General features: G+C 72.8%; 10 protein-coding genes. 6 read left to right on the top strand and 4 right to left on the bottom strand.

All coding sequences use genetic code 11. The annotated features are described in order from the left end of the window. Positions 1–176: 176 nt before the first annotated feature. Complete coding sequence (locus AB0J97_RS12360) at positions 177–4,763, bottom strand: CHAT domain-containing protein (RefSeq protein WP_364087545.1); 4,587 nt, start codon at positions 4,761–4,763, stop codon at positions 177–179. A gap of 68 nt (positions 4,764–4,831) precedes the next feature. Here AB0J97_RS12360 and AB0J97_RS12355 point away from each other — a divergent pair, with 68 nt between their 5' ends. Together AB0J97_RS12355 and AB0J97_RS12350 are read left to right on the top strand one after the other, a co-directional pair. Further along, positions 4,832–5,185 carry a hypothetical protein gene (locus AB0J97_RS12355; protein WP_357697167.1) on the top strand — a complete coding sequence of 118 codons (354 nt, stop codon included), beginning with the start codon at positions 4,832–4,834 and terminating at the stop codon, positions 5,183–5,185. Beyond that, complete coding sequence (locus AB0J97_RS12350) at positions 5,182–5,964, top strand: hypothetical protein (protein WP_357697168.1); 783 nt, start codon at positions 5,182–5,184, stop codon at positions 5,962–5,964. Before AB0J97_RS12355 ends, AB0J97_RS12350 begins: the two co-directional genes overlap by 4 nt. Here AB0J97_RS12350 and AB0J97_RS12345 read toward each other — a convergent pair. From AB0J97_RS12345 to AB0J97_RS12335, 3 genes are all read right to left on the bottom strand, one after another. After that, complete coding sequence (locus AB0J97_RS12345; RefSeq protein WP_364087542.1) at positions 5,957–7,285, bottom strand: hypothetical protein; 1,329 nt, start codon at positions 7,283–7,285, stop codon at positions 5,957–5,959. The genes AB0J97_RS12350 and AB0J97_RS12345 overlap by 8 nt on opposite strands. Next, on the bottom strand, positions 7,282–7,782 hold the full coding sequence (locus AB0J97_RS12340; RefSeq protein ID WP_357697172.1) for a SigE family RNA polymerase sigma factor: 501 nt from the start codon (positions 7,780–7,782) through the stop codon (positions 7,282–7,284). Before AB0J97_RS12340 ends, AB0J97_RS12345 begins: the two co-directional genes overlap by 4 nt. A 186-nt stretch (positions 7,783–7,968) precedes the next feature. After that, positions 7,969–8,187: a hypothetical protein gene (locus tag AB0J97_RS12335; RefSeq protein ID WP_364087540.1), complete on the bottom strand. Its 219-nt coding sequence runs from the start codon at positions 8,185–8,187 to the stop codon at positions 7,969–7,971. A gap of 481 nt (positions 8,188–8,668) precedes the next feature. Here AB0J97_RS12335 and AB0J97_RS12330 point away from each other — a divergent pair, with 481 nt between their 5' ends. The 4 genes from AB0J97_RS12330 (at position 8,669) to AB0J97_RS12315 (ending at position 12,698) form a co-directional block, all read left to right on the top strand. Next, entirely contained in the window at positions 8,669–9,988 is a 1,320-nt protein-coding gene (locus AB0J97_RS12330) for a cellulose binding domain-containing protein (RefSeq protein ID WP_364087538.1), read from the top strand. A 388-nt stretch (positions 9,989–10,376) separates the two neighbouring features. Beyond that, positions 10,377–11,387 carry a ketoacyl-ACP synthase III family protein gene (locus AB0J97_RS12325; RefSeq protein ID WP_364087536.1) on the top strand — a complete coding sequence of 337 codons (1,011 nt, stop codon included), beginning with the start codon at positions 10,377–10,379 and terminating at the stop codon, positions 11,385–11,387. Beyond that, positions 11,384–11,635 carry a phosphopantetheine-binding protein gene (locus tag AB0J97_RS12320; protein ID WP_364087534.1) on the top strand — a complete coding sequence of 84 codons (252 nt, stop codon included), beginning with the start codon at positions 11,384–11,386 and terminating at the stop codon, positions 11,633–11,635. The genes AB0J97_RS12325 and AB0J97_RS12320 overlap by 4 nt, the downstream gene beginning before the upstream one ends. A 19-nt stretch (positions 11,636–11,654) precedes the next feature. After that, entirely contained in the window at positions 11,655–12,698 is a 1,044-nt protein-coding gene (locus AB0J97_RS12315; RefSeq protein ID WP_357697182.1) for a ketoacyl-ACP synthase III family protein, read from the top strand. Position 12,699: the final 1 nt, after the last annotated feature.

Below are 12,699 nucleotides of genomic sequence, written 5' to 3'. Positions count from 1 at the left end.
TCAGTACGGAATCTAACAGGCGAAGGCCGCGCCGGTGGACATTACGCCAGAACTTGGACAAATGTGAGTGCCGCCATAGTGGCCGGGCTCCGGGCGAACCCCGTACGCCCTACCTTTCACGTCGGCCTCGACGGCCGTGGCCAGACGCGTTTTCGACGCCGTCGAGCCGCCCGCGATCACACGCCGAGGTGGACGTAGGGCGCCCAGAACAGCGGGCTGCCGAAACGGGGTGTCCCGCGCAGCCGGGTGACGGCCCGGTGCAGCGCCACCGCGGGATCGGCCGCGCCCGCGGCGAGGACGGCGTACACGTCCGCGGCCACCTCGGCGGCCGAGGCGTCGTACATCGACCAGAGGGTGCCGATCACGTTGCGGTAGCCGGCGAGCTGGAACGCCGCCGCCAGGTGGATGGCCTCGTCGGTGAGCGCGGTGTCGCCCTGAGCGGTCTCGCAGGCCGACAGGAAGGCGAGGTCGCCGCCGTCCACGCCGACGCTGGTCAGGTCGAGCACGGTCAGGTCGGCGTCGTGCAGCACGAGGCGGCTGGCGGACGGTTCGGCGTCGTCCTGGTCGCCGTGGCAGGCGAAGTGGACCCACGGGTAGGCCGGGATGGCGTCCAGGACGGCGCGGCGGGTGGCGGCCGGACCCTCGAACACGACGGCCCGCGGTCCCAGGGCGTCGCGGACGGCACGCACCTCCGCGGGGACCTGCGGCAGGTCCGCGTACCCCCCGCCGGGGCGCGCGGTCGCGGCCAGCGCGGCCACCAGCACCGGCGCGGACGGCGGCGCGGCCGGTGTGGACCTGGCCCGCAGCAGGGCCTGGAGGGTGGGCGTGTAGGAGGACACGACGTGGTCGCCCACCCAGGGCCCGCCGTCACGGTGGCGTCCGGCGGCGTGCAGCGGCAGGGCCGCCAGCGGGCCGGTCGGGCACCACCACAGCCTGGGCGGGTCGCCGCCCGGGGCCGCGAGCAGGCCGAGCTCGTGGAGCACCGGGCGGGTGACGGCCTCCCACAGCCATTCGAGGGTGGCCAGCACGGTCTGGTTCGCGGAGATGCGCGCCGCCCTGCCGCCGTGCGCCGCGCCGAGCGTGCGGCGCAACCCCTCGGCCCGCCCGGCGGCCTCCTGGTGGCTCAGCCGCGGCAGCGGCAGCACGCGCAGCCCGCCGGAGGTGAGGAGCAACGCGTCGCAGCGCCGCCGGTCCACGTTGACCATGACGACCGGCCCGCGGTCGGCCGCCGCGCTCAGGGCCGCGAAGTCGGGGGGCCGCAGGAACGACGCGAAACCGGGCAACTGCCTGATCTGATCGCACAGCTCGGCGAAACGGGCCGTGGCCTCGCGCCGCAGGTCGGCCTCGGCCCGCCGGGCGGGACGTCCGGCCGAGCCCAGCTCATCCGGCTGGAGCGGCTCGCCGGCCGGCGGCCTGTCCAGGACGGCGCTCACCTCGTCGAACTCGGCGGCCGGCCCGGGATGGCGGGCACGCAGCTCGCTGCGGTCGCTCCTGGTCTGCAGGAGCTGGGCCCACAACACGCTGCGGCCCTGTTCGAGCAGCTGGACGGCGGACCTCGGCGAGCCGGCCACCAGCGCGGCGGCGGCCGCCTCCGTGGCGAGCCCGGTCGCCTGCCTGAGCTGGTTCTCCTGGGAGCCGCGGTCGAGGCCGCGCCAGGCAGCGAGCGGCAGCAGCTCCTGCACGCACACCCGGTACTGCTCCAGCGCCTCGGCCGGGCGGTCGTGGTGCAGGTTGTAGCCGGCGTAGATGCGGGTGTTCGCCAGCCGGGACAGGACGTCGCCCGAGGTGACGCCGGCCGAGAGCCTGAGGGCGGCCATGGCGCGGTCGCGGTCGCGACGGCGGTGGCGGCGTTCGTACCTGATGTTCACGGCCAGGCCGAGCTGGGCGGCGCGGGCGGCCAGGAGGGGGTCGTCGGGTGCGGTGGCGGCCACGGACAGCTCAAGGTGGCGGATCGCGGCGCGCAGGTCGCGCATCCGGTCCGTACGCCAGAAGCGCAGCAGGCTGCCGTGGCCCACCACGTGCTGCTGGCTGGCCCACGACGGGTCGTCCTCAGGCGTGGCGGCGAGCCCCTCGCGCCCCAGGCGGACGATCTCCTCCAGGTCGCCGGGGTTGTCGTCGTCGTAGCGGCTGACGTACAGCAGCGACAGGCCCTTCGTGAGGACGGGCCGGTAGGAGTGGCCCGGCGGGAGCGCCTCCAGGGCCTCGCGGCCGGCCTCGATCGCGGCGTCGAGGTCGCCGGGCCGCCCGCGCGCGTCGGCGCGGCGGCGCAGCACGCCCGCCTTGTGGTAGAGCATCGGCGCCCGATGCCGGTGGTCGCCGGTGGGAGCGGCCAGGGCCTGCTCGATCGTCTCGACCGCCTCGTCGAGGTCCTCCAGGTCGCCGCGATGGTCGGCGCGCTTCCACAGGCCGCCGCTGAGCGCGTGGAGCGCGGGCCCTCGCAGCGGGGAGTGCGGCGGCAGCGCGCCCAGCGCGGAGCGGGCGACGTCGACGCACCGGTCGAGGTCGCCGACGTCGCCGCTCATCGTGTAGCGCTGCGACAGCGCGACGGCGAGCTGCACCTGGCAGGCCGGCCGTTGCGGATGGCCTTCGGGGAGGTCGGCGAGCGCCGCGGTGACGGTCGTGACGGCGGCCTCGACGTCGGCCCGCCCGCCGGTGCGCTGGCCGCGCAGCCGCAGCGCCTCGGCCAGGCCGAGCACGGCGTTCACCCGCACGGCTCCGTGCACCGGCAGCCGCAGTGTCTCCTGCCCTGCCGCGATCGCCTCGTCCAGGGCGGCCGGGGACCCGGTCCACTCGGCGTGCGCCGCCAGGGCGTGCGACAGCCCGCTCAGGACGAAGGCCCGGTTCGGGTGGCCGTCCGGCAACTCCGGCAGGGCGCGCCGGAAGGCGGTGATCGCCTCGCCGACCGCGCGGGTGTCGCCGGTCAGCCGGAAGCGCTGGGACAGGGCCTGGCCGAGCGCGAAGTACGCGGTGAAGCGCTGCTCGCCGGGCAGGGCCGCGCGCCCGGCCCGGCGGGCCAGGTCGAGGGCGGCATCGACGCCGGCATCGAGACCGGCACCGACGCCGGGCCCGCCCGACTGCGCGGCGCGCTCCTGCAGGACCAGGCTGAGCTCCGACTCGAACAGGGCGCGGTGGGGGTGGTTCGCGGGCATGGTGGCGAGCGCCGCCCGGTAGGCGTCGGCGGCCGTGTCCAGGTGGGCCGGGTCGCCGTCCCGCCGGTGGAGGCGGGTGAAGGCCATGCCGCGGACGTGCTCGACGAGCCTGCGGTCGGAGTGGCCGGGCGGGATGAGCCGGCCGGCGTCGGCGACGTGCGCCAGGGCCTCGTCGAGGACGGCCGGTTCGCCGGTCACGTCGTGGAGGGCGCACCGGGTGAGGGCGAGCTGCACGTGCACGTGGCCGGTGATCGGGCCGTCGCTTCCGAGCTGGTCGGTGAGGATGTCGGCGGCGCGGTCGAGGTCGTCGCGGTCGCCGCGGACCGCGTAACGGGCGTACAGGGCTCCGGTGAGGGTGAAGCGCAGCGGGAGGAGCCGGTCCTCGTCGTGGCCGGGCGCGGCCAGGACCCGGTCGGCCTGGGCGATGGCCGCGTCCAGCTCCTCCCGGCCCGCGGCGATGGCCCGCATCACCCTGGCCTCGGTCCGGCTCACCTCGTCCCGCAGGTCCTCGCCCGTCGGCAGGTCGGCCTGGTCGCCGGTGACCGAGAAACGGGCGGTGGCCGCCGAGTGCAGCTCCTCGCGCAGCTCCTGGTCGCCCGGCCGGTCCTGGAGGAGGGCGCGGACGCGGGCGATGAGCTCGTCGACGTCCTCCAGCCGCGGCCCCCGGGCGATGCGGTTCCACAGCAGGTTGCGGAGAACCCGGTCGGCGAGCCCCTCGATCGCCGACAGGCCCGGCCGCGGGTCGCCGAGCGTCCGGAGCAGGACGCTGATCGCGTCGTCCCGGTGGCCGGGCAGCTTGGTACGGCTGAACCGGGCGTACAGCATCAGACCGTGTTGGAGCAGGACGATACGGCGGCCGGGCAGGTCCTCGGGCAGCGTGCCGGCCAGGGCGGGCAGGCCGGTGAGCAGCGTGTCGAGGTCCTCGGGGCGTTCCAGCAGGGCGTACCGGTTGCCGATGACCGTCAACCGCCCGATCTCGTACCCCCAGCGCTGCGGGCCGGTCGCCGGGAGCAGCGCGAGCGCGTCGTCCATCGTCTCCACCGCCGCCTCGGCGAGCGCGGGGTCCTCGGCCTCCGTCGCCCGCCCGCTCATCGCCAGGGACAGCCTGCTCAGATCGGCCGCCCGGTCCAGGTCGGTGTCGCCCTCCGGGCGGCCCAGGGTGACGGCCCGGCGGCACAGCTCCAGCGCCTCGGCCAGGTCCCCGGGCCCTCCTCCGCCCATCAGACGGCGTCTGGCGACGGCCAGTCCCAGCTTCGACAGCGCCACGGCCGAGCCGGGTTCGAGCTCCACCGCCTGGCGGTACCAGGCGATCGCGGCGTCCACGTCGGCCGGGGCGCCGGTGACGTCCCAGGTCGCGACCAGCGCGTCGGCCGCGACGACCAGCTCCTTGAGGCGTTCCCGGGGGACCGCGGAGGGGTTCTCCAGCGCCGCCCCGCACACGGCGACGGCCCGGTCCAGGTCCTCCCGCGCGCCGGTGCGGGAGTGGCGCATCAGCAGCGCCCTGGCGTACGCCGTGCCGCCTTCACCGGCGTACAGATCGACGGCCCGGTCGAGGGCGTCCCGGTCGTCCTCGCGCTCGTAGCGGGCCAGCAGCTCGGCCGCGTCGGAGTCCATGTCCTCCCAGAGCGGGCGGGGCCGTCAAGGGATACCGGGGACGCCCGTCGTCGTGGACGATGTGGGGCATGACCGAGGACGAGGCGCGGGCGTTCCTGTGCGCCGAACTTCCCTCCCTGCGCCAGGAGGCCGCCGCCGGCGGCTGGACGGCGGCCCTGGCCGATGCGCTGACCGTGCTCGACGAGGGCGGCACCGCCCTCGACGTGCTGGCCCTGCTCGATCCCGCCCCGGCGGACGACGCCGACGAGGAGGTGCGCGGTGACCTCCAGCCGTACCTGCTGTTCGGCGCCGCCGGGCCCGAGCTGCACGGCGTGTACGTCTGCCCCGACGGCTGGTGCGGCCGCCGGGCCGGCCGCGACGCCAGGAACCGGCCCCCCGTCTGCGACCTGCGCCGCCGGCCCATGCGCTTCACGGAGTCGTGACCGCCGTGCTCGACGGGCTGCTCACCGAGGTGGGCAAGAAGGCCACCGAACGCTGGCTGTCCCCGGCCTGGCCGCTCGGCCTGTGCTTCGCGGCGGCCTCCTGGTGCGCGATCACCCTCGGCCACGCCCACGCGCTGGACCTGGGCCTGCTCGTCCGCCGCACCCGCGACGGCCTGACCCGGATCGGCGTCGACCCGGTGGCGCTGGTGACCGTGGGCGTGCTCGCCGTGGCGGCCGCCGTCGCGGCCGCGGGGCTGGCCCGGCTCGCGGTCGGGGCGGTGGAGCGGTTGTGGCTGCTGGAACGGCGCGGGCGCAGGCTCACCTGGCCGGGGCGGCGGCTCGCGCTGCTGGAGGAGCGGGTGCGGGCGGAGTACCACGGACTGCGGGTGTCCCTGGTGTGGCCCCGGTTGTGGGCGCTGCTGGAGGACCACCAGCGGGTGCCCGTACGGGAGGCCCGCGCGGCACTCGACACCGCCGCGCTCACCGCCGGTTGGGGGCTGCTGTACGCGCTCCTGGGCTGCCTGTGGTGGCCGGGGGCGGTGGTGGCGGCCGGCCTGCTGACCGCCGGCCGATCGGCGGCGCGACGCCACGCCCACGCGTACGCGACCCTGGTGGAGAGCCTGGTGGACGTCCGCCAGCGCGAACTGGCCACGGCGCTGGGCGTGGAGCTGCCGCACGGCGTGATCACGGAGGTGGAGGCCGGCCAGATCAACGCCCGGCTGAACAAGGGCGGCCCCGACCTCCCGGCCCGCCGCCGCCCGGGGCGTGCCACTACTTGATCGCGGCCAGGTCCAGGACGTACATCTCGTTCTTGATCGGGTAGGTCATCAGCCGGTCGAGGCCGCCGTCGGGGTAGGCCATGCCTCCTTGCGCGTCCGGCCGCACGCCGAGGTCGGCGGAGGTGCCGGTGTCGGCGTCGTACAGCGTCAGGACGGACTGGTTCCCCGGTGCCATCAGGTCGACCTTGAAGAAGCGCTCCAGGGGCGCGTCGTCGCCCTGCTGGAAGTTGCGCGGCAGCTCACGCTCGTGGGAGCCGTCCCGGTCGCGGACGAACCTGCGCAGGATCGTCTGCACCCGCGTCGTGTCCGGGCACCGGCGAGCACCGCACCTGATCTCCTTGCCGGAGCGGTCGCGGGGGCGTTCGACCTTGACGGTCTCGTAGCGCACGGCCACGCCCGCGCACCGCTCGACGCCGCACCTGACCTCCTCGTCGGCCTTGACGACGGCGTCGCGCCGCTCACCGGTCTCGACGTTGAGCAGGTCGCGGAAGACCGCCTTCCCCTGGTGGCGGCCCACCCACGGCCATCGCAGGACGTGATACCCCTCGGTGCCCTCCACCCGCTGCGGCGAGCCCCCGCTCAGGGGCACCCGGTAGACCCCGCCCTTCTCGTAGGCGAAGACCACGTCCGAGCCCGTCACTGCCAGCCCGTTGATGTGCCCCTGCTTCATGACGTCTCCGAGAGGGACGTCGGTCACCGGCCGGGGCCGGCCGCCGGTGGCGGGGACCGTCCAGATCCGGGCGACCCGCGGGCCGCCCGCCTCCTTGTAGGACGCCCACCAGACGATGTCGCCGCCACCCGCGGCGACGCCGTCGGCGAAGATCGCCGATCCCTTCGTCGGGGGGATCTCGGCGATCCGCCTGGCCCGGCCGGTGCCCAGGTCGAAGGCCCACAGGAACTGACGCCTCCCATCGCTGACGCCCGTCATGACCAGCAGCGTCCGATCGTCGAGGAGCAACTGCGGGTAGTACGCGCGCCCGTCGGGCAATCTGACCGGGATCTTGTGCACCGCCTGCGGCCACACCTTCTCGACGGGCGGCGGAATCCGGTCGGCGGGGCGGCTGGCCGTGCCGGTCGCGCCGGTCGCGCCGGTCGCGCCGACTGCGGGCGCCGGCTCGGCCGACGCGCCCATGGCGCTCACCGCCACGCCCACCCCGCCCGCCACCAGGACCACGGCCGCGGCCGCGTGCATGGCGGCGGATCGCGCCCGCCGTCGGCGATGGCGCGTCTTGACCGTCGCGAGCAGCCCGGCCGGCGCCTGCGGGGCACGCTGCGCCGCCCCGGACAGGACGCGGTTCAGCTTGTCTTCCAGATCGGTCATCGCATGCTCCTGTGGGACGCCGGCGCGGGGGAGAGGGCGGAACGCAGCTTGTCCAGGCCGCGGAAGGCCTGGCTGCGCACGGTTCCGGGGGAGATGCCGAGCACCTTGGCGATCTCGCTGTCGGCGAGCTGTTCGTAGTAGCGCAACACCAGTACGGCGCGCTGTCTGCGGGGCAGCCCGGCCAGCTCTTCCCAGAGGCCCTGGTCCTCGTCGGGAGGGAGGAGATCGTGGTGCCCCCGTTCCGGCGGCTCTCCGATGAGCTGCTCCCGCCTGTGCCGCCGCCAGACGCTGATGTGCAGCCGCGCCATCGTGGTCCGGACGTAGCTGTGCGGGCTGTCCTTGCGTCTCACCCTCGGCCAGGCGCCGCACAGCCGTACCAGAGCCTCCTGGACCAGGTCGGCCGCGTCATGAGGGTTTCCGGTCAGGACGTACCCGTAGCGGAGCAGCGCGTCCGTCTGCTCCGCCACGAAGTCGTCGAAGCCGGGTTCGTCATCCACGTGCAGTCCCTTCGGTAGTCACATCCCAGACGGCCGAAGGGATCAAGATGTTGCATCGCCGGGCGGGAGTTTTCCTCGGGGGCGCGGGGGCGTCGACGGCGGGCGCGGGAATGCCCCCGGACATGCCGATGACGCACGCGCCCCCGGTCCGACCCTCAGGGCCGGGGGCGCGTGCGTCTCACGGGATCAGGCGTAGAGGAAGTAGTACAGGTACCGGTCCTCCCACTGGCATGAATAGTCGTCCCACCATTCCTGGGTGACGCCGTAGGTTCCGGTCCGCTCGCACTCCGCGTGCTCCCTGAAGACGCCGGCCAGTCTTTCGGCGTGCGCCGGGGCGGCCCCGATCGTCAGCGTCACTCCAAGGGCCATGACGGCTGAGACGAGAACAGCGCGTGCCTTTCGCATTCGTCCTCCTGCGGCTGGGGAGATCATGACGCAGGACATTATCACCCACCGCGCCGGAGGGATTGTCCCGACGGAATCAGCCGAGGGCGGCCATGAAACTTTCATCGGCGTTGCCATGGAACGACGCACGGAGTTGGGGCTGCTGTCAATTGCGGAGCCGGACGGCCGTGAAAGGCCTCGTCGGTGCGTATCGGACCGCCTGGGCGCGGCATGGATGCTCTGGGGCCGTCTCCGCGCCTTACGCCCCCAAAGTACGATTTATGCCGCTTTTTCGTTTGAAGGGAAACGAAACCAAGAAAACTTTGACCATCGTCGCGGACGTGTCATATCGTCTCCCCGCCCATATCGATGTGAGCCGCGACACTCGAGCACGACGTTGTTCTCGCAGGCACCACCGTCGGCGTGCTGATCACGGCTGCCCCGGACGAGACGCGCACGGCCACCGGGAAGCGGCGACCATCCGACCAACCGGAGTCGCACCATGCAAGCTCGCATCCGCACGGCCTGGCTCGTCGGCCTGATGATGACCGTGCTGGCCGCCGTCGGTGTGCCGGCGGCCTTCGCGCCGCCGGCTCAAGCCGCGCAGACGATCACCAACATCGCGTACGCGCCCGCACAACCGGCCGGCAGCAAGGGGCACCTTCTGGACCTCTACCTGCCGTCCGCCGGCCTCACCCCCCGGCCGCTGCTGATCTGGCACACCGGCTCGGCGTGGAGCAGCGACGACGGCAAGGCCGGCGCGGACGCCATCGCGGCGATCTACAACCCGCTGGGCTTCGCCGTGGCCGGCGTCAGCGTCCGGTCCAGCTCCCAAGGGATCTTCCCGGCCCAGGTCCACGACATCAAGGCGGCCATCCGCTGGCTGCGCGCGAACGCCGCCACGTACCAGCTCGACCCCAACCGCTTCGCGATCATGGGCGACTCCTCGGGCGGCTGGCTGACGGAGATGGCCACCCTGTCCGGCGGCGTGTCGGCGCTGGAGGGCACCGTCGGCACGACCGGCGTCTCCAGTGCGGTGCAGGTGGGGGTCGCGTTCTTCAGCCCGACCAACTTCCTGCAGATGAACTCCCAGAACCTGCCGACCGGCGGGCTCGACCACGACTCGCCCGCCTCCCCGGAGTCCCTCCTGGTCGGCTGCCCGATCCAGACCTGCCCGGCCACCGTGGCCCAGGCCAATCCGATGACGTACGTCGACAGCAACGACCCGCCGTTGATGTTCATGCACGGCCAGGCCGACTTCCTGGTGCCGCACGGGCAGAGCGTCCTGCTCTACAACAGGATCAAGGCCCAGTGCGGTGACGCCACGTTCATCTCGGTGCCCGGCGCGGACCACATGGTCCCCCAGATCATGGACCCCGCTCATTTCGGCTCGCAGACCGTCTCCACCACCAAGAACTGCACCGAGACCGTCGGCACCGGCACGCTGAACCCCACCTGGGCCAACTTCGCGACCTTCCTGCGCGGCGGGCTCAAGATGGGCACCTCCTGCGAGGTCACCTACCTCACCGAGGTCTGGAACGGCGCCTTCAACGGCACCGTGGTCGTCAAGAACACCGGCACGACCCCCATCAGCGGCTGGACCCTGAACTGGACCTGGCCGGGCAACCAGCAGATCACGTACGCCTGGAACTCCACGGTGACCCAGACCGGCACGCAGGTGACCGCCCGCGACGACGGCAGCAACACCTACATCGGCCCCGGCTCCAGTCAGAGCCTCGGCTTCTCGGCGACCGTCACCGGGACGAACGCCATTCCCGCCCAGTTCAAACTCAACGACATCCCCTGCACGCGGGTGCCCTGAGACGACGCGCGCCGGGGCGGAGCCGAATGGCGACGGCCCGACGCGCCCTCTCCTGAGGGCGCGGATTCCGGAATTGCATTCGAGAATCCATGGAGTGAAGCGGAAATGCGCATTTCCTGAATGCGCCACGTTCCGTCGATCCGCGGTCACGGAAGGTCGCGGACCAAGTTATTGCTTTATCCGACGGGCCGCCCCTATCCTTACCCCGGACGGCCCGCCGGCCCATTTGAGTTGTTTTCCCTGTCCGGCCGTGGCCGTGTGATTCCCGGAGCCGAATTGAATCGGATAAGCCGCCTTCCCCTGCCGGAGGCCGTTGTCCGGGATTCGTCGATGAGTAAGGGGACGTGTGCGTACATCCAACATGTTCGTCAGGAGCTTAGGCGTTTATGTGCCTGACAGCGTGAGCGTCGAGCAGGCGGTTCGCGAGGGCTGGTACCCGGCCGCGGAGGCCGAGGAATTCCGGCAGATCGGCGCGGCGGTGGCCGGGGACATGCCGGCGCCGGAGATGGCGCGGCTCGCGGTCCTGGACGCGTACGACCGCTGGGGCGAGTCGTCCCCGCGCGATCTGGACCTGCTGCTCTACCCGTCGGTCTGGCACCAGGGACCGAACGGCTGGCAGCCTCAGCACTACCTGCAGATGCACCTGCTCGGCGGAGGCGTGCCGGCGCACGAGATCCGGAGCGGCTGCGTAGGGATGATCAGCTCGCTCGAACTGGCGGCGAGCTACCTCCAGGCCGACGCGGGCCGGGACACGGCCGTGGTCGTCTCCTCCGACAATCACGGCACACCGCTGGTGGACCGCTGGCGGATGACCCCCGGGGCGCTGATCGGCGACGCCGCGGCGGCGATGGTGCTCGGCAAGGACTACGGCATGGCCGAGCTCCTGTCGGTGAACGTGACGGTGATCCCGGAGGCCGACGCGGTCAACGACGGCGCCTACCCCCTGTTCCCCCCGGACGCCACCGTCGGCATCGGGCTGAGCTTCGGCGACCGGCACGAGGAGTTCCGCCGGCGGCTGCTCAAGGCGCAGGGGACCGGGATCCACCTGACGATCCAGAAGACGATGATGCAGCAGGTCGAGCAGACCCTGGAGGAGGCCGGGATCGGGCTCTCCGACATCACGAAGGTGGCCTTCCCGCACGGCCGCCGCGAGGACCTGGACGGGCAGATGTCCTGGCTGGGCATCGACGAGGACCAGACGACCTGGGACTACGGGCGGCGCGTCGGCCACTGCGGCGCGGTGGACCAGTTCATCGCCTTCGAGCACCTGCTCGCGACCGGCGGGCTCGTCGCCGGCGACCACCTGCTCATGGTCGGGTTCGGCTCCGGGACGTCGGTCGCCGCGGCCGCGTTCAGGGTCCTGTCCACCTCTCCCGTCACGCGAGGAGCGCGCGCATGAGCGACATCACGCAGAGGCTGGTCGACTTCATCCAGGAGCACCTCGTCCTGGACGGCGACGACGTCAAGGTCGACGAGACGACCCCGCTCCTCGTGTCCGGTCTCCTGGACTCCCTGCGCACGGCGCGCCTGCTGAACTTCCTCCGCAAGGACCTCGGCGTCACGATCAGCGCGGCCAGGCTCGACCCCGAGAACTTCAGGGACGTCGCGGCCATCGTGACGATGGTCAGAGAACTCCGATCCGCATAACCGGGACGAGGACGAAGTCATGCGGTACGCGGACACGTACATCAGCGGCGTGGGAGCCTACCTTCCCCGGACCGCCGTCAGCGTCGAGAAGGCCGTCGCCAAGGGCTGGTACCCGGCCGAAGAGGCCGAGCTGCACAACCTGGCGGGGACGGTGGTGGCCGGGGACGTGCCGGCGCCGGAGATGGCCCTGCACGCGGCGCGCAGCGCGATCAAGCGCAGCGGCCGGGCCCCCGCCGACCTGGACCTCCTGCTGTACGCCTCGACCTGGCACCAGGGACCGGACGGCTGGCCCCCGCACTCCTACCTGCAACGGCACCTCGTCGGCGGGGACGTCCTGGCCACCGAGATCCGGCAGGGCTGCAACGGCATGTTCATCGCCCTGGAGCTCGCGGCCGGCCACCTGGACGCCGCCCCCGGCCGGCAGGCGGCCCTGCTGGTCGCCGCCGACAACTACGGCACTCCGCTGATGGACCGGTGGCGGATGGGCCCCGGATACATCGGCGGGGACGCCGGCAGCGCGCTCGTGCTCTCCAAGGACGGCGGCTTCGCGCGTCTGAAGTCGGTGTGCACGACGACGGTGGCCGAGGCCGAGGAACTGCACCGGGGCAGCGAGCCCCTGTTCCCCCCGGGGGTCACGGTCGGGCGCCGGATGAGCTTCGCGGCCCGCAACGAGCAGTTCCGGCAGCAGGTCATGCCCAAGGGCGAGGCCACCGCCGCGCTGTTCAACATCCAGCGGGCGCTCATGGAGATCGTCGAGCGCGTGCTGGACGAGAGCGGGATCGAGGCCCGCGACCTCACCCGCGTGGCGTTCATGAACTACTCCGAGGAGATCGTCGAACAGCGGTGCATGGCCCTGCTCGACCTGCCCATGTCCCGCTCGACCTGGCACTACGGCCGCACCATCGGCCACTGCGGGGCCAGCGACCAGGTCCTCTCCCTCGACCACCTGCTCACGACCGGGCAGCTGGGCCCGGGCGACCACCTGCTGATGCTCGGCACCGGGCCGGGAGTGACCGTCTCCGGCGCCGTGATCAACATCATCGACACTCCCCAGTGGATCTGAC

The organism is Nonomuraea sp. NPDC049607, assembly GCF_040675375.1.
Lineage (GTDB): Bacteria > Actinomycetota > Actinomycetes > Streptosporangiales > Streptosporangiaceae > Nonomuraea.
Note: the sequence above shows the minus strand (reverse complement) of the source record. Positions and strands in the feature narration are given on the sequence as shown.